The 17,472-nt window shown below is 50.2% G+C and carries 15 protein-coding genes; 10 read left to right on the top strand and 5 right to left on the bottom strand.

Annotated features, from left to right (window positions below; genetic code table 11):
* Window positions 1–49: 49 nt before the first annotated feature.
* From alaS to ACY2VT_RS01035, 9 genes are all read left to right on the top strand, one after another.
* Window positions 50–2,689 carry an alanine--tRNA ligase gene (alaS, locus tag ACY2VT_RS01075; RefSeq protein WP_461878579.1) on the top strand — a complete coding sequence of 880 codons (2,640 nt, stop codon included), beginning with the start codon at window positions 50–52 and terminating at the stop codon, window positions 2,687–2,689.
* Window positions 2,690–2,900: 211 nt separating this feature from the next.
* Window positions 2,901–3,077: a 30S ribosomal protein S21 gene (gene rpsU / locus ACY2VT_RS01070; RefSeq protein WP_004222305.1), complete on the top strand. Its 177-nt coding sequence runs from the start codon at window positions 2,901–2,903 to the stop codon at window positions 3,075–3,077.
* Between the two features lie 94 nt (window positions 3,078–3,171).
* The gene (gene cls / locus ACY2VT_RS01065; protein WP_461878578.1) at window positions 3,172–4,752 is read left to right on the top strand and encodes a cardiolipin synthase; all 1,581 of its coding nucleotides are present in this window, start codon (window positions 3,172–3,174) and stop codon (window positions 4,750–4,752) included.
* Window positions 4,753–4,826: 74 nt separating this feature from the next.
* Window positions 4,827–6,095 (top strand): D-alanyl-D-alanine carboxypeptidase family protein, encoded by a 1,269-nt coding sequence (locus ACY2VT_RS01060; protein WP_461878577.1) that lies wholly within the window; start codon window positions 4,827–4,829, stop codon window positions 6,093–6,095.
* Window positions 6,096–6,128: 33 nt separating this feature from the next.
* On the top strand, window positions 6,129–6,863 hold the full coding sequence (locus ACY2VT_RS01055) for a ribonuclease H1 domain-containing protein (protein WP_055218059.1): 735 nt from the start codon (window positions 6,129–6,131) through the stop codon (window positions 6,861–6,863).
* 53 nt (window positions 6,864–6,916) lie between these two features.
* Complete coding sequence (locus ACY2VT_RS01050; protein ID WP_461878576.1) at window positions 6,917–7,717, top strand: metallophosphoesterase; 801 nt, start codon at window positions 6,917–6,919, stop codon at window positions 7,715–7,717.
* A 15-nt stretch (window positions 7,718–7,732) separates the two neighbouring features.
* Complete coding sequence (locus ACY2VT_RS01045) at window positions 7,733–8,554, top strand: segregation and condensation protein A (RefSeq protein ID WP_022462320.1); 822 nt, start codon at window positions 7,733–7,735, stop codon at window positions 8,552–8,554.
* Window positions 8,532–9,155, top strand: coding sequence for an SMC-Scp complex subunit ScpB (scpB, locus tag ACY2VT_RS01040; RefSeq protein ID WP_461873078.1), 624 nt, complete (start codon window positions 8,532–8,534; stop codon window positions 9,153–9,155). The genes ACY2VT_RS01045 and scpB overlap by 23 nt, the downstream gene beginning before the upstream one ends.
* A 33-nt stretch (window positions 9,156–9,188) precedes the next feature.
* Window positions 9,189–9,977 carry a zinc dependent phospholipase C family protein gene (locus tag ACY2VT_RS01035; protein WP_461878575.1) on the top strand — a complete coding sequence of 263 codons (789 nt, stop codon included), beginning with the start codon at window positions 9,189–9,191 and terminating at the stop codon, window positions 9,975–9,977.
* 99 nt (window positions 9,978–10,076) lie between these two features.
* Here ACY2VT_RS01035 and ACY2VT_RS01030 read toward each other — a convergent pair whose 3' ends face one another.
* The 4 genes from ACY2VT_RS01030 to ACY2VT_RS01015 all read right to left on the bottom strand — a co-directional run bounded on the left by ACY2VT_RS01030 (window position 10,077) and on the right by ACY2VT_RS01015 (window position 14,473).
* On the bottom strand, window positions 10,077–11,951 hold the full coding sequence (locus tag ACY2VT_RS01030; RefSeq protein ID WP_461873203.1) for an extracellular solute-binding protein: 1,875 nt from the start codon (window positions 11,949–11,951) through the stop codon (window positions 10,077–10,079).
* Between the two features lie 23 nt (window positions 11,952–11,974).
* Window positions 11,975–12,817, bottom strand: a complete 843-nt coding sequence (locus tag ACY2VT_RS01025; RefSeq protein WP_055218051.1) for an ABC transporter permease — start codon at window positions 12,815–12,817, stop codon at window positions 11,975–11,977.
* Window positions 12,789–13,862 (bottom strand): ABC transporter ATP-binding protein, encoded by a 1,074-nt coding sequence (locus ACY2VT_RS01020; RefSeq protein ID WP_461878574.1) that lies wholly within the window; start codon window positions 13,860–13,862, stop codon window positions 12,789–12,791. The genes ACY2VT_RS01025 and ACY2VT_RS01020 overlap by 29 nt, the downstream gene beginning before the upstream one ends.
* A gap of 71 nt (window positions 13,863–13,933) precedes the next feature.
* A complete protein-coding gene (locus ACY2VT_RS01015) occupies window positions 13,934–14,473 on the bottom strand; it encodes a helix-turn-helix domain-containing protein (protein ID WP_461873074.1) in 540 nt (179 codons plus the stop codon).
* 287 nt (window positions 14,474–14,760) lie between these two features.
* Here ACY2VT_RS01015 and ACY2VT_RS01010 point away from each other — a divergent pair, with 287 nt between their 5' ends.
* The gene (locus tag ACY2VT_RS01010; RefSeq protein WP_461878573.1) at window positions 14,761–15,996 is read left to right on the top strand and encodes a D-alanyl-D-alanine carboxypeptidase family protein; all 1,236 of its coding nucleotides are present in this window, start codon (window positions 14,761–14,763) and stop codon (window positions 15,994–15,996) included.
* Here the strand turns inward: ACY2VT_RS01010 and ACY2VT_RS01005 are convergent.
* Entirely contained in the window at window positions 15,981–17,363 is a 1,383-nt protein-coding gene (locus ACY2VT_RS01005) for an MATE family efflux transporter (protein ID WP_461878572.1), read from the bottom strand. The genes ACY2VT_RS01010 and ACY2VT_RS01005 overlap by 16 nt on opposite strands.
* Window positions 17,364–17,472 lie beyond the last annotated feature (109 nt).

The raw sequence follows: 17,472 nt of genomic DNA, 5'->3' as shown, positions 1-17,472 counted from the left end.
CCCGGAAGAAATTCCGGGACACACTGAATTATTTGGAGGACAAACAGTCATGGAAAAATATGGCGTAAACGAATTACGAAAGATGTTTCTTGAGTTCTTCGAGAGCAAAGGACATCTTGCTATGAAGAGTTTTTCGTTGATTCCACACAACGATAAAAGTCTTTTACTGATCAACTCCGGTATGGCTCCGCTGAAACCTTACTTCACAGGCGCAGAGATTCCGCCGAGAAGAAGAGTAACAACATGCCAGAAATGTATCCGTACCGGCGATATTGAAAATGTAGGAAAAACAGCCCGTCACGGCACCTTCTTTGAGATGCTCGGAAACTTTTCCTTCGGTGATTATTTCAAACACGAAGCAATCGCATGGTCCTGGGAGTTTTTAACACAGGTAGTAGGGCTCGATCCGAATCGTCTGTACCCATCCATCTATCAGGACGATGATGAAGCATTTGATATCTGGAACAAAGAGATCGGCATCCCGGCAGAACGTATTTTCCGTTTTGGAAAAGAGGACAACTTCTGGGAGCATGGCGCAGGTCCGTGCGGTCCGTGTTCTGAGATTTATTATGACCGCGGAGAAAAATACGGCTGCGGCAAACCGGGATGTACCGTTGGCTGCGAGTGCGACCGCTACATGGAAGTATGGAACAACGTATTCAGCCAGTTCAACAACGACGGCGAGGGCCACTACACCGACCTGATCCAGAAGAACATCGATACCGGTATGGGACTTGAGCGTCTGGCCGTTGTCGTACAGGATGTAGATTCCATCTTCGATGTCGACACCATTCAGGCACTCCGCAACAAAGTATGCGAGATCTCCGGAAAAGAGTATGAGAAAGATCATGAAACCGATGTTTCCATCCGCCTCATCACCGACCATATCCGTTCCGCAACATTCATGATTTCCGACGGAATCATGCCGACCAACGAAGGAAGAGGCTACGTACTGCGCCGTCTGATCCGCCGTGCAGCACGTCATGGCCGTCTGCTTGGCATTGACGGACTGTTCCTTGCCCGCCCTTCCGCAAGCGTAATCGAAGGCTCCAAAGACGGATATCCGGAACTTGAAGAGAAAAAAGACTTCATCCTCAACGTTCTGAACAACGAGGAGACCCAGTTCAACAAAACCATCGACCAGGGACTTCATATCCTCTCCGAGCTCGAAGAAAAAATGCAGAGCGAAGGCAAAAAAATTCTGGACGGACAGGATGCATTCAAACTGTACGATACCTACGGATTCCCGCTGGATCTGACCAAAGAGATCCTCGAGGAGAAGGGCTACGGCATCGACGAGGACGGTTTCCATGCAGCAATGGAAGAGCAGAGAGAGCGTGCAAGATCGAGCCGTGAAGTAACAAACTACATGGGTGCTGATGCAACCGTTTACGATGAGATCGACCCGTCCGTAACAACTGAGTTTACCGGATACGATCATCTGGAGGATACCTCTAAAGTAACCGTTCTGACGACAGAGACTGAGATTGCAGAATCTCTGATGGAAGGCCAGAAGGGAACCATTTTCGTAGAGAAAACTCCGTTCTACGCTACCATGGGCGGTCAGGAAGGCGACTGCGGTATCATCAAAGGAGCAAATGGTGTATTCGAAGTGGAAGATACCATCAAACTCCGCGGCGGAAAATACGGCCACGTCGGTGTCATGAAATCCGGTATGATTTCAAACGGCGAGGAAGTTACGCTTCAGGTCAACGAAGAGGCAAGAAAAAATACCGAGAAGAACCACAGCGCAACACACCTTCTGCAGAAGGCATTAAAGACTGTTCTCGGTGCACACGTAGAGCAGAAAGGTTCTCTCGTAACCCCGACCAGACTCCGTTTCGACTTTGCCCACTTCCAGGCTATGACACCGGAAGAACTGGAAAAAGTTGAGAATCTGGTAAATGAAAAGATTCAGGAGCAGATCCCGGTTGTAACCGACATCATGGATACTGAGGAAGCAAAGAAATCCGGCGCGATGGCTCTGTTCGGTGAGAAATACGGCGACAAAGTACGTGTTGTTTCCATGGGAGACTTCTCCAAAGAGCTCTGCGGTGGTACCCATGTAAAGAATACCGCTGAAATCGGACTGTTCAAGCTTGTTTCTGAGGCAGGCGTTGCAGCAGGTGTCCGCAGAATCGAAGCTCTGACCGGACCGTCTGTTACCGCATACTATAAAGCACAGGAAGAGAAACTGTATGAGGCAGCAGCTCTCTTAAAGACAACACCGGCAGATCTCCTCGAGAAGATCGCTCATCTGCAGACAGAGGCAAAAGCACTCCAGGCAGAGAATGAGTCCTTAAAGAGCAAACTGGCAAAAGAAGCGCTCGGCGATGTTATGGATAAAGTAACCGAAGTCAAAGGTGTAAAACTTCTCGCTGCATCCGTACCGGATGTCGATATGAACGGACTGCGTGACCTTGGCGACCAGCTGAAAGAAAAACTGGGAAGCGGCGTTGTTGTTCTGGCATCTGCAAAGGACGGCAAAGTAAGCCTTCTTGCCATGGCAACCGATGATGCGATGAAGAAAGGTGCACATGCCGGAAAACTGATCAAAGAAGTGGCAGCCGTTGTCGGCGGCGGCGGCGGTGGACGTCCGAACATGGCACAGGCCGGCGGAAAGAATCCGGAGAAGATCGACGAAGCAGTTGCAAAAGCTGCCGAGGTACTGGAAGGCCAGATCGCATAACAATAAGCATAAGCAGGAAAAACAGCATAAAATCCTGCCGCCTGCAGGACAGAAAAAGGAGCCAGGCAGGTGGCAGGGAAAAATTTTGCAAAAAAATGAAAAAACTTGTTGACGTACGAGATTTTTCTGGTATAATAAGAACAGTGCAAAAAATACCCATACAGTTGTATTATGCACAATCTACAACTGGAGGGAGGTTAGGTGTGAGACTATGTCAAATGTAATCGTTAAAGAAAACGAAACGTTGGACAGCGCTTTACGCAGATTTAAGCGTAGCTGTGCAAAAGCTGGCATTCAGCAGGAGATTCGTAAAAGAGAGCATTACGAGAAACCAAGTGTTCGTCGTAAAAAGAAATCTGAAGCTGCCAGAAAACGTAAGTATAATTAATGTGCAAAAAATCCCCGGCGATCTGTTTTGCCGGGGATTTTTATACTTGTAACTTAAAGTCGCAGGTTTTGACAAAACAGCAAGGCGGTGACAAATGAGAATTTTGTACAAAATAGCAAACAAGCTGTTTCGTATCGTGAAAAAGATTCTGAAGCTGCTTACCAGCCGTATGGTCATTATCGGTGTTGCACTTCTTCTGGAATTTTGCTGGCTGGCCGGAATTATGATGCAGCTCAATGAAAAATCTGTCTACATCAACTATGCGGTCACGATCCTTTCCCTGATTGCAGTGCTTTCGATTATCAATAATCCGAAAATGAATCCTGGCTACAAACTGATGTGGGCAGTCTGTATCCTGGCGCTTCCGGTAACCGGAATCTGCCTGTACGGCATTCTCGGCCATTCCAGTGTGGCAAGAAAATTCCGTACACATTACGATACAGTTCTGCTTTCGCAGGGAGGCGTTCTTGGAGAGGAAGAAGAGACGCGTAAAAAGCTCGAGGAAGAAAATATCCTGGCAGCGGGGCAGTCTTCCTATCTGACCAATTATGCGCATTATCCTGTTTATGAAAACACAGAAACAGAGTATTACCCGCTGGGAGATGTATGGTTTGAGCACTTTATTGAGGAACTCAAAAAGGCAGAACACTACATTTTTATGGAATATTTCATCATCAGCGAGGGGTATTTGTGGGATACGGTGCTGGAGATTCTGAAGGAAAAAGCGGCCGCCGGTGTGGATGTGCGGCTGATTTACGATGATTTCGGCTGCGTGACGACACTGCCGTATCAGTATTATAAATCGCTGCAGCAGATGGGCATCAAGTGTGCGGCGTTCAATCAGTTCCGACCGGTGCTGAATGTCATTTTAAATAACCGTGACCACCGGAAAATTGCCGTGATCGACGGTCATACGGCTTTCACGGGCGGCATTAATCTTGCGGACGAATACATTAACCGCAAGGAGCGGTTCGGCCACTGGAAGGATTCCGGAATCTGTCTGCATGGTGAGGCGGTATGGAGTTTTACGGTGATGTTTCTGCAGATGTGGAGCACAATCACCGGTATGGAATGCAATTTCGAATCATACCGGCCGGAGATCTATCACGAGGAAGCGTTTAAAAAAGACGGTTTTGTGCAGCCGTACGGCGATTCCCCGCTGGATGGAGAGACAGTAGGCGAGCATGTTTATCTGAACATTATTTCACAGGCGAAAAAATATCTTTATATTTTTACCCCGTATCTGATTCCGGACAACGAGACGCTGACCGCTCTCTGCATGGCGGCAAAGCGCGGAGTCGATGTGCGGATTGTAACGCCGGGCATCCCGGATAAGAAGATTGTCTATATTCTGACGCAGGCCAATTACGAGATCCTGCTGGAATCCGGCGTTCAGATTTACCAGTATACGCCGGGCTTTATCCATTCCAAGAGCTTTGTCTGTGATGATGAAGTTGCGACGGTCGGAACGATCAACATGGATTACCGGAGCATGTACCTGCATTTTGAGTGCGGTGTCTGGATGTACGGCAGCAGTGCGGTTGCCCAGGTAAAAGAGGATGCGCTGATCACGTTTGAACAGTGTGAGCAGATCAATATGGACTACTGCCGAAAGAAAAATTTTGCAGTCCGTGCACTCCGCGGTGCGCTGAAGTTTCTGGCACCGTTGCTGTAAACGGAACAGACAGCATAGTTCTGCGGTCGTCTGCATAGCCTGTAGGGAAGAAAGAGCAGATGTTTCGGGGGAATATGAAGAGAAGAACACGAAATATCGTCTGGAGCCTGCTGATGATCCTGGCGCTTCTTGCAGCGCCCTTGAAAGTGACTGCGGCAGAGCAGAATGGAGAATCTTCCGACAAGCAGCAGAACGAAACAACGGAACAGAAAACAGAAGAGACGGAGGAGACAGCACCGGAGATGACAACGGACCTTGGGCTGGCTTCGCCGTCTGTTCTTTTGATGGAGGCACAGACCGGAACTGTTCTGTACGAGAAAAATGCGTCGGAACAGCGAAGCCCGGCGAGCATCACAAAAATCATGACGCTGCTGCTGATTTTTGAAGAGCTCGAAAAAGGGACGATCCAGCTGACCGACGAGGTGACGACGAGTGCGCACGCCAGAAGTATGGGCGGGTCCCAGGTCTTTCTGGAAGAGGGCGAAAAGCAGACCGTTGAGACGATGATCAAGTGTATTGTCGTTGCTTCGGGAAACGATGCATCTGTAGCGATGGCAGAGCATATTGCGGGGACAGAAAGCGAGTTCGTCAGCCGGATGAACCAGAAAGCAAAAGAACTCGGCATGAACGACACGAAGTTTGAGGACTGTTGCGGCCTCACGGATTCCGACGGCCATTACACGACGGCGGCGGATGTGGCAAAAATGTCGCGGGAGCTGATCGAGCGCTTTCCGCAGATCCTGAACTATTCCTCTATCTGGATGGAAGAGATTACACATGTCACACAGAAGGGAAGCAAACCATTCACCCTCACCAATACAAATAAGCTGATCCGCGGCTATGAGGGCTGTGTGGGACTGAAAACAGGAAGCACCTCGAAGGCGAAGTACTGCGTCTCGGCAGTGGCGAAGAAAAATGATCTGACGATGCTGGCAGTCGTGATGGGAGCACCGGACTACAAGGTGCGGTTTGCAGATGCAGCGTCACTGTTCCAGTATGGGTTTTCGTCCTGCAGCATCTACATAGACCGGGAACGCGATCCCCTGCCGGAACTTTCGGTTGTTTACGGAAAGCAGGATACGGCAGAACTGGAATATGCGGAAGAATTCCGCTATCTTACGACGGGCGGGACGGTGATTGGTGAAGTGGAAAAAACGATGGAACTGCCGGAAGAGGTGCAGGCCCCTATCCAGAAAGGCGAGTGTGCCGGAAGAGTTGTTTACAAAGCAGACGGTGAGGAACTTGGTTCCGTTGCGATTTTATATGGATCAGACGTGGCAAGAGCCGGCATGTGGGATCTGTTCGGATGTATGATGAAACAATATTTTCTTGGGACGGCATAAAGCCGGAGTATCATGCGCGAAAAGGAGAAAAACATGGCAAAGAAAAATTACTATGCGGTAAAACAGGGAAAGGTTCCGGGTATCTACCGGACATGGGATGCGTGCAAAGCGCAGGTACACGGTTATCCGGGAGCAATTTACAAGGGATTTGAGCGTCTGGAGGAGGCAGAGGCCTTTCTGGGCGGCGGTAAAATGCCGGAACCATTGCTGCGGGAAACAAAAGGAACGTATTCCGCTGCCCCGGAACGAAAGGCAGTACAGAGCACGGCAGCACCCGATCCTTCTTCTTGGGACTGGGAACACCTGATTCTGGCGGAAAAACCATGCGAAGACCCGGAATACGCCGGTGTCGGCAGGAGCGCCGTCGCATACGTGGATGGAAGCTATCAGCATGCGCTCGGAAAGTTCTCCTGCGGTGTGGTCCTCTTTCTGGACGGAAAAGAGCTGAATCTTGCAGAAGAATACAGCGACCCGGATCTCGTCTCCATGCGGAATGTGGCAGGCGAGATCAAGGGCGCAGAGCTGGCCATGGCTTACTGCCTGACACATGATATTCCGGAGCTGGCCATCTATCACGATTACCAGGGAATCGCAAGCTGGTGTACGAGAGAATGGCAGGCGAAAAAACAGGGAACCATCGATTACCGGAATTTTTACGATCTGGCATCGGCCAAAGTTGCGATCCGCTTCTGCAAAGTAAAGGGCCACACCGGCGTCACCTACAACGAAAAAGCCGATCAGCTGGCAAAACAGGCACTGGGCTTATAAACAGCAGGGAAAACGGGTTGTCATACACTGAAAAATCAAGTATAATGAACGGTATGAGAAAATTTACAACGACCTATTACAAACTTTCGTCAAACGGAAAATTTCCGGAAGGAAACGGTTTTCGTCTGGCGTTTATCAGTGATCTTCACAATATGGAGTTCGGCCCGGACAACACGGTGTTAAAGGCAGCCATTGATGAGGCGGCTCCGGATCTTGTCATCATCGGCGGGGACCAGATTGTGGCAAAGCCGGGGGAGAACCTCGACCCGGGTCTGAGTTTCGCGGAACGTCTTGCGGAGGAATACCAGGTAATCTATGGCTGCGGAAACCACGAATACCGTCTGAAGCTGTACCCGGAACAGTACGGCGATCTGTATGAAAAGCTCCGGGAGCGCCTGAAAAAGGCAGGAATCTGCTATCTGGAAAATGAGACGGCGGATCTTACCATCAGCGGCTGTCCGGTCCGGATCTACGGCTATGCCATGGACCGCACCTATTACAACCGCTTTTACCGCGGAACGCTGCCGGTTTCGGAACTGACGGACCACCTTGGACAATCGGATCCGGCGCGCTACGGCATTCTGCTGGCGCATCACCCTGCCTACCGCAGCTCCTATGCATCATATGGAGCCGATCTGACGCTTTCCGGCCATTATCACGGCGGCGTGGTGGGCCTTGGCGCGCACCGGGGGCTTGTGACGCCGGATTTCCGTCTTTTTTCGAAAAACTGCCGCGGGCTGTTCCTGACGGGCAGCACCTGCCAGATCATCAGTGCAGGAACGGGCGAACACACCATTCCGGTCCGCGTCTGGAACAGAAGAGAATTGATTATTACAGATATCGAGAAACCGTAAGGGAGAACAGAGCACATGGCGATACCAGTAAAGCTTCCGGTGTTTGAAGGACCGCTGGACCTTCTTCTTCACCTGATCGATAAAAACAAAATAGATATTTACGATATCCCCATTGTAGAGATTACGGACCAGTATCTGGAATACATTCATCAGATGGAACGGGAAGACCTCGACATCATGAGCGAGTTCATGGTCATGGCGGCGACGCTTCTGGATATCAAATGCCGCATGCTGCTTCCGAAAGAAGTGAATGAGGAAGGCGAGGAAGAGGACCCGAGAGCCGAGCTGGTGCAGCAGCTTTTAGAGTACAAAATGTACAAGTACATGTCGTACGAGCTGCGTGACCGCATGAACGAGGCGAGCCGTTCCGTGTACAAGGAACCGACGCTTCCAAGAGAAGTGCTGGAGTACAGGACGCCGGTCGACACCTCCGAGCTCCTCTCACAGATTTCTCTCGCGAAACTCCATACGATCTATAAAATGATTTTAAAGCGCCAGGAGGACAAGATCGACCCGATCCGAAGCAAGTTCGGAAAGATCGAAAAAGAAGAGGTCAGCCTGCCGGACAAGATGACGTATGTCGAGCAGTTTGCTGTTAAAAAACGCCGCTTCAGCTTCCGCGACCTTTTGGAATCCCAGCCGGGCAAGGTGCATGTGATTGTCACCTTCCTTGCAATCCTGGAGCTGATGAAAACCGGCAAAATCCGGATCAGCCAGGAGGAGCTTTTCGGGGATATCCTGATTGAATCCCTGGAGGATGAAGACACCGTAGTTGTGCCGTATACAGACGAGACAGACAGTGAGGACAAGACAGATGGAAGAACAGAACAGGAATAAAGAAACTGCCCCGGGTGAGGCAAGACGCCCCTCTTCGGTCGAGGAGGCGGAAGCAGCCATCGAGGCAGTCCTTTTTGCGATGGGAGATTCCGTGGAGCTGGGAAGGATTGCAAAAGCGATCGGCCATGACACGGAGACGACCCGCAGGATTCTGAACCATATGGTGGAAAAATATAATACGAAAGACCGCGGCATCCACATCGTGGAGCTTGAAAATGCGTATCAGATGTGCACGAAACAGGAATATTATGATTATCTTGTCAACATCGCCATGCAGCCGAAGAAGGCAGTTCTGACCGACGTCATGATGGAGACCCTCTCGATCATTGCCTACAAGCAGCCGGTCACGAAGCAGGAGATCGACAAGATCCGCGGCGTCAAGAGCGATCACGCGGTCAACAAACTGGTGGAGTACAATCTGGTGCAGGAGCTTGGCCGCCTCGACGCGCCGGGCCGCCCGATTGTGTTCGGCACGACCGAAGAATTCCTGCGGAACTTCGGCGTCGATTCCACCGACAATCTGCCGGAGATCAGTCCGGTCAAGATGGAGGACTTCCGCGCAGAAGTGGAAGAGGAAATGCAGATCAAGCTGGATGTCTGATCCGGCAGGAGAAAAAAGAAGGGAGATACCGATATGCCTACTACGTACGCACACGACAGGTTCGGAAGAGAAGTCTATGAACAGCTTCCGGCAAATTTGAAAAAGATCATTCGAAAAAACAAAAAACTGTATCTGATCGGACTGCACGGGCCGGATATCTTCTTTTATTACCATCCGTTCTCGAAAAACCGTGTGTCTGATTACGGAACGTTTCTGCATGAGCAGACGGCATCCGTTCTGTTCGAGGATGAGGTGAAAAAGTATCAGCAGAGCCCGTCAGAGGCGATGGAAGCGTATCTGTTAGGCTTTGCCTGCCATTACCTTCTCGATTCGACGTGTCATCCGTATATCGGGAAATTTGTGGATCACACTGGAATTTCCCATGCAAAGATTGAGACGAGCCTTGACCAGTACTTCATGCTGGAGGACGGCCTCGATCCGCTCGTATACCGTCCGGCATCGCCGATCTGCCCGCACACCGACGGCAACAGGGTCATCCACCGCTGTTTTCCGGAAATCGGGGAAACAGAAATTGTCGAATGCCTGAAGGGCATGAAGCTCTGGACGAGAATCACGATCTGCCGCAGCAGTGCGGTAAGAAGCCTTCTTCTTGGAGCGATGAAACTGGTCGGCTGCTACGATTCGATGGGCGGCCGTGTGATGCCTGGAAGGCCGCAGAAGGAATGCGAAGCGGGCACACGGAATCTTGTCCATCTGTACGAAAGAGCGCTTGCAGAGGCGCCGCAGGAGCTTGTAAAGCTGGATGAAGTGCTCCATGGAAACGGAACGCTTTCCCCGCGCTTTGACCACAATTTTGATTAAAACAGACTTTTGAGAGCAGCAGTAAGAACAGAAAAATCCCGGCAGGAATCTTTCTTAAGAATTCCTGACCGGGATCTTTTTTTGCCCGAAAGCAGATCTTTAATTTGATTTTACTTCACGCCACAGCTGGTTGTAAACCTCATCGGCATCATCGCCAAGATACGTAAAGGTTTCGCACCGTGCAAGCGTTTCCTCATCCGGGAAGGCGACTTCACTGTTTCGGATATCGTCATCCTCAATCAGTTCACGCGCCGCATCATTCGGCGTAGAGTAGGTAATATACTCAAAGTTTTTCAGTGCGATGTCCGGCCGGCAGAGGAAATTCAGGAATTTCTCTGCGTTCTCGACATGCTGCGCATCTTTTGGAATGCACCAGGAATCGATCCAGACGTTGGAGCCTTCTTTTGGAACAACGTATTCCAGATCCGGGTTTTCACGCTTCGTGTAGATAGCTTCACCGGAGTAAATAACACCGATAGCCGCCTCATTTCCGATCATCTTGTCACGCACCTGATCCACAACGTACGCCTGCACGAGCGGTTTCTGTGTCACAAGCAGATCCTTCGCCTCCGTCAGCTCCTTGATATTGGTGGAGTTTAAGGAGTATCCCAGATCCTTTAAAGCAACAGCAAACGCATCGCGCACGCTGTCCTGCATCAGAATGCTGTCGCGGTAATTGGTATCCCACAGAACAGACCAGGAGTCGATCGGCTCGGATACCATTTTTTTGTTGTACAGAATACCAACTGTTCCCCAGCAGTACGGGATCGAGTAGAGATTGCCCGGGTCGAACTGCTCGGAAGTCTCGTAGTACATATCTCCAATGTTGGAAGCGTTCGGAATATGGTCAAAGTTGATCGGCTGCAACAGATCGTTCTGGATCATCTTCTGAATCATATAGTCGGACGGGCAGACAAGATCGTAGGAAATCGCACCGGATTTGATCTTCGGATACATGATTTCGTTCGTCTCGTACTCCTCGTAAACAACGTGGATACCGGTTTCTTTCTCAAAGATATCGATGACATCAGAATCCATATATTCGCCCCAGTTGTACACAATCAGCTGCTGGGAGCCGCCGGCTGAAGCATTCTGGCTTCCGTAGTAAATACCGCCGCCGCCGATGACAAGCACCATGGCGATCGGAAGAATCCGGCGGAAGACCACACGTTTCGTGATGCGGAAACGGATGCCCTTCTTCGCCATAGCCTCGCGCTCTTTTGCCTCCTCTTTTTCTTCCTTCGGAGAAGGATTCACATTCACAAGGAGCAGCAGAAGCAGTACGGTGACAAAAAGAATCGTGGAGAGCGAGTACATCTCCGGCTTGATTCCCTTGCGGACTTCGGCATAAATCTTTGTGGAGAGCGTATCAACGCCCGGTCCCTTGGTGAAGTAGGTGATAACGAAATCATCGAGGGACATCGTAAAGGAGAGCAGAAAGCCCGAAACAACGCCCGGCATGATGTCCGGGAAGATAACTTTCCAGAATGCATACAGCGGAGAGGCACCAAGATCGAGAGCTGCCTCGTACGTCGATTTGTTCGTCTGCTTTAATTTCGGCATAACGCTCAGGATAACGTAAGGAACATTGAACGTAATATGTGCCATCAGAATGGTACCGAATCCAAGCTGAATGCGGCAGATGATAAAGAGCAGCATCAGCGAGATACCCATGACGATCTCACCGTTCAGCATCGGAATATTGGTGATGCCCATGAAAACCGTCCGGCTCTTTTTCGACATGCTGTTGATGCCGATGCACGCAAGCGTTCCAAGCACAGTCGCAATCGCAGAGGCAAGAAGCGCGATGATCAGTGTCGTATACAGCGCATTCATGATCTCTGTATTGGCAAACAGTGAGCGGTACCAGTGCAGGGTAAAGCCGCCCCATTTGGCACGCGTTTTTGAAGCATTAAAGGAGAGCACCACAAGGGTGACAATCGGCGCATACAGAAGAATAAAAATGAGCGCCATGTAAATTTTTTCCAGTTTCTTTCTCAAAATGCCGTTCCCTCCCCGTCTTTATCGTATTTGTTCATCAGAACCATCGACAGGATGATGAAGATCATCAGGACTGTGGAGAGTGCACTTCCGGCATTCCAGTTGTTGGTCTGTTTGAACTCCTGCTCGATGACGTTTCCGATCAGAAGGATCTTGCTTCCGCCGAGCAGGTCGGAAATAACAAAGGTTGTAAGCGCCGGGATGAATACCATGGTAATACCGCTTACGATACCCGGCGTGGTGAGCGGCAGCGTTACTTTCAGAAACGTCTGCACACTGTTTGCTCCGAGGTCCCTTGCTGCGTTGATGACATCACGGTCGATTTTAATCAGAACATTGTAGATCGGCAGAACCATAAACGGCAGGAAATTGTACACCATACCGAGAATGATCGCTCCCGGTGTATTGATGATGGAAATGCCGGGCAGATGGAAAAACGCGAGGATGCTGTTGATGACGCCGTTTTTCTCAAGCAGTGTCTGCCATGCAAGCGTACGGAGCAGAAAATTCATCCACATCGGGAGAATGAAGATCAGCACAATAAAGCTGGTCTGATTGACATTCCGGTTTGCCAGAATCATGGCAAGCGGATAGGCAAGCAAAAGACAGAGTGCGGTGCTAAGAAGCGACAGCCACAGCGCCAGGCCGAGTGCCTTGATGTTTTCCTTCGTCGCAACGTAGGCGAAATTCGAAAGGGTAAAGCCGCCTTCTTCCCCGGTGAACGCATAGTAGAGAATCAGGATCAACGGGATGATGATGAAACCGGCAGCCCAGACGGCATACGGTGCTGCCAGCCATTTCTTTAATTTATTACTCTTCAATGGCTGCCGCCTCCTCATCTTCGGATTCCGGTTTGTTCATAATCTGGATATCGAACGGATCGACGTGAATGCCGACTTCCTGTCCGACCGGGAACAGATCGGTGGAGTGAACGAGAAGTTCGAAGCCGTTGACGGCGACTTCCATCTCGTAGTGGACGCCTTTGAAGATCAGGTGTGTCACACGTCCGCGGATCGTGCCTTCCTCCGGTTTTACGAGGTCGATATCCTCCGGGCGGATCACAACATCGATCGGCTTGTTTTTGCCGAATCCGACATCGACGCACTCGAATTTCGCGCCGAGAATCTCAACAAGACGGTCCTCAATCATAATACCGTCGAGAATGTTGCTGTCGCCGATGAAGTCTGCAACGAATGCGTTCTGCGGCTCATTGTAAATATCCTCCGGTGTACCGATCTGCTGGATATATCCCTGGTTCATGACAACGATCGTGTCGGACATCGTAAGGGCTTCTTCCTGATCGTGGGTAACGTAGACGAAAGTGATGCCAAGCTCGTTTTTCAGGCGGATCAGCTCGTACTGCATATCCTGTCGGAGCTTTAAGTCGAGCGCACCGAGCGGTTCATCAAGAAGCAGAACCTTCGGCTCGTTGACAATTGCGCGCGCAATAGCGATTCGCTGCTGCTGGCCGCCGGAGAGAAGCGCCGGGGAGCGGTTCTCGTATCCCTCGAGGTTGACGAGTTTTAAGGCGTATTTGATTTTGTCGTCGATATATGCTTTGGATTTTCCCTTGATTTTCAGCCCAAAAGCGATGTTTTCCGCAATCGTCATATGCGTGAAAAGAGCATATTTCTGGAACACCGTATTTAACTGGCGTTTGTTCGGCGGAAGCTGGGTGATATCCTGTCCGTTAAATAAAACCTTTCCGGCATCCGGCGTCTCAAAACCGCCGAGAATACGTAAAGTCGTTGTTTTTCCGCAGCCGCTCGGGCCAAGGAGAGTAAGAAATTCGTTTTCACGGATATAAAGATTCAGATCATCCAGAATGGTAACTCCGTCGTACGATTTTGTGATGTTGACCAGATCAAGTAATTTGGTACTCATGTGTAAAATGCTCCTTTCGGGTTGTTTATTTTGGAGCACCGTTTTTCGTGAAAATCACGCGGTGCGGAAATCTAAAAATAAGGCGGTGAACTGATCCAGAGAATGACAGCGGGCGTTTTGCCCGGGTTTTCCAGATAGTGGTTACAGGAGGCGGGGTAGTAAAAGCTCTCGCCTTTTTTCGCCTTATGGCACTCGTCCCCGAGATGAACGAGGACACGGCCGGAAAGTACGTAGCCGAATTCTTCACCTTCGTGCGGCGAATCAATCTCTGTGCAGGCGCCGCTCTGCAGCGTCAGCCGGATTGGCTCCATCCTGTTTTTCTGCGCGTTCGGAATGATCCATGCGATTTCATTGCCCTGCGCTTCGTCGGTTTTTACGAAGTAATCTTCCTCACAGAAGACAACCTGATTGTCCTGTTCCTCCCCGAAAAACGTTTTTAAATCCGTTCCGAGGCACGTCAGTACATCAACGAGTGTGGCAATGGAAGGAGAAGTCACATCGTTTTCGAGCTGGGAGATAAATCCCTTTGACAGCTCGCTACGATCCGCCAGTTCTTCCTGTGTCAGACCCTTGCGCATGCGCAGTTCCCTGATTTTCTTTCCGATTTCCATAAAAAATCCTTTCTGTATCCAAAGTCTTACCGGGATCTCTTTTTGAAACAAGGATTCTCAGAAAATCTCAGTAAAAATAAACAAAAAGTTTAGTAATTCTATACAACCACGGGGAATTATACAGGATATCAATCGTGGTGTCAATAACTTTGTGAATTTTTACCATGATTTTACAGGGAACCTCATATAATGAAGATGAAGCAGACAAAAACCGGCCCCAAAAGCGTGACCGGCTTTTCTGTTTTAAAGATTTATTTGAAAGAAAAACAACAAAGGGGGACTGGAGTTTGACCAGAAAAAGAAGAAACAGGGCGGGATTTTTTCTGGGAATCCTGCTTCTGCTTTTTGGAAGTTTGCCTGCGGCTGCTGCCGAGCAGGAGAGTGAGCCGAATCAGCTGTTTGCAACAGCAGCATGTCTGATGGACGGAGATACCGGTCGTGTGCTCTTTGGAAAACGCGGGACGGATCCGATGGCGATGGCGAGCACGACCAAAATTATGACGTGCATTCTGGCGCTGGAAAACGGAGAGGAAGAGACCGTTGCGACAGCATCTGCCCAGGCGGCAGCGGCACCGAAAGTCCATCTCGGTGTGTACGAGGGCGAGCAGTTTCTGCTTGGCGATCTATTATATTCCCTGATGCTGGAATCACACAACGATGCGGCGGTGATGATCGCAGAGACCATCGGCGGAAGCATAGAGGGTTTTGCCGCGCTTATGAACGAAAAAGCCGCTGCAATCGGCTGTACGGATACACATTTTGTGACCCCAAACGGTCTTGATGCTTCCGATGCAGGCGGGGACCACCATACGACCGCGGCTGATCTGGCGCGGATCATGCGCTACTGTATTAAAACTTCACCGAAAGCCACCGAATTTCTTGCCGTGACGCAGACGAGATCCTACACGTTCTGGGATCTCGAAAAGAAAAATATGTTCAACTGCTACAACCACAATGCCCTGCTGGATCAGATGGAGGGAGCCATTTCCGGAAAAACCGGTTTTACGGCAAAAGCGGGATATTGCTACACGGGAGCACTGGAACGGGACGGGAAGTGCCTGATTGTAACACTGCTTGCATGCGGCTGGCCCAATCACAAAAATTACAAATGGGCGGATGCCGCAAAACTTTTAAATTACGGGCTGGAATCGTATACGTACCGGGATGTGCTGGACCACAGCTGGAAGCCGGGACGGATAGAAGTAACAGACGGTGTTTATGACGGCCTGCTGCAGACGAAGAGCAGCGCCAGTCTTAGCCTTGTAAGCCCGGCGCTTGACCCGGCGCGGTCGCTTCCTGTTCTCTTAAAAGAGACAGAAATACCGAAAAAAGATATTTTTTTACCGGAGTTCATCGAAGCCCCGGTAAAGAAAGGAGAAAAGGTCGGTTCGGTGACGTACTCGATGGATGGAATACTTCTCGCGGAATATCCCGTCTACGCCGCCGAAACGATTGAAAAAATTGATTATAGATGGTGCATGGAACAGGTCGCAGAGCGCCTTTTCTGTCACGCTTCGGTATGAGTCACCTTTGCAAGAGTTTCCTTCGAAAGAATTTTCCGGATATTGCAGAGGAACAGCGTAACGGCAGTGACAACAGAGCATACATCTGCGATCGGTTCCGCATAGTAAACGCCCATAACGCCGAAGAAATGCGGCAGAATGAGTGCAAGCGGGATCAGAAGAATGACTTTCCGGAGCAGTGCGATAAAAAGAGAAATCTTCGCCTGGCCAAGACCGAGGAAGGAACTCTGTACACCGCTCTGCAGACCGAAAATTGCCATGCCGGCAATGTAGACCGGAAGCACTTTTACCACAATAGCAATCAGCTCCGGATCTGTGGTGAAAAGGCCGGCAAAAAGAGCCGGGCGGAGCATCGCGAACACAACGTAGACGAAAGCAGCGGTAAACGTGATGGCGATCATGCGCCGGATCGTCTGGCGGACGCGGTCAAACTGGCCGGCACCAAAATTGTAGCTGATGATCGGCTGCACACCGTTTGTGAAGCCGTTGACTGGTACGAAAATCAGCTGCAGCACCGACTGGAGAATGGTCATCGAGCCGACATAAAGGTCGCCGCCGTACGTCTGCAGTCCGTGGTTCATGACGATGGTGATGGCACTTTCCGTTGCGGACATGATAAACGGCGAGATGCCGAGCGCCATGACAGAGCCTAAAATAGCAAAATCCGGCTTCATCGTGCGCGGGGAAAGGCGGATGCCTGATTTTTTCGAGGTAAGGAACCGCAGAACCCATGCGGCACTCAATGCCTGGGAGAGAACGGTAGCGAGTGCGGCACCGGAAACACCCATGTGAAGAACGAAGATGAAAACCGGGTCAAGGCCGATGTTGACAACCGCGCCGATGAGGACGGAACACATCGCCGTGCGTGCGTGTCCCTGACAGCTGATAAAGGTATTCAGTCCGACAGATAGTTCAACAAATACAGTTCCGACAAGATAAATCGAAATATACGTGGAAGCATATCCGATCGTGTTGTCACTTGCGCCGAAGAGGTACAGAAGCGGTGTCTGAAAAACAAAGAAAAATGCCATCAGAAAAACAGAGAAAAAGAGCAGCAGGGAAGTAGAACTTCCGAGGATCCTTTCTGCGCGTTCCCGGTTTTTCTGTCCGAGTGCGATTGCAGCAAGAGGGGCGCCGCCTCCGCTTGCAAATCCGGCGAATGCGGAGATGATGGTGATAATCGGAAATGTAACGCCGACACCGGTAAGCGCTAAAGAACCGACATCGGGAATCCGGCCGATATAGATGCGGTCTACAATGTTATAAAGTACATTTACAATCTGTGCGAGGACAGAGGGAAGGGCCAGCTCGAGCATCAGTTTCCCGATTTTTTCGGTGCCGAGGCGGCCGTCTTGCTTGGTCTGCATGGAAAAACCTCCTGCTTTTTTGATGATGAATCGCATATTTTTCTGCGTCCTTTTCGTGGACATTGCTTCTATTATAGCTTTTCAAGAGCAATCCTGCAAGAAAAAAACA

It is taken from the genome of Fusicatenibacter sp. (genome assembly GCF_050872605.1).
Lineage (GTDB): Bacteria > Bacillota > Clostridia > Lachnospirales > Lachnospiraceae > Fusicatenibacter.
This window is presented reverse-complemented; position numbering and strand designations above follow the sequence as displayed.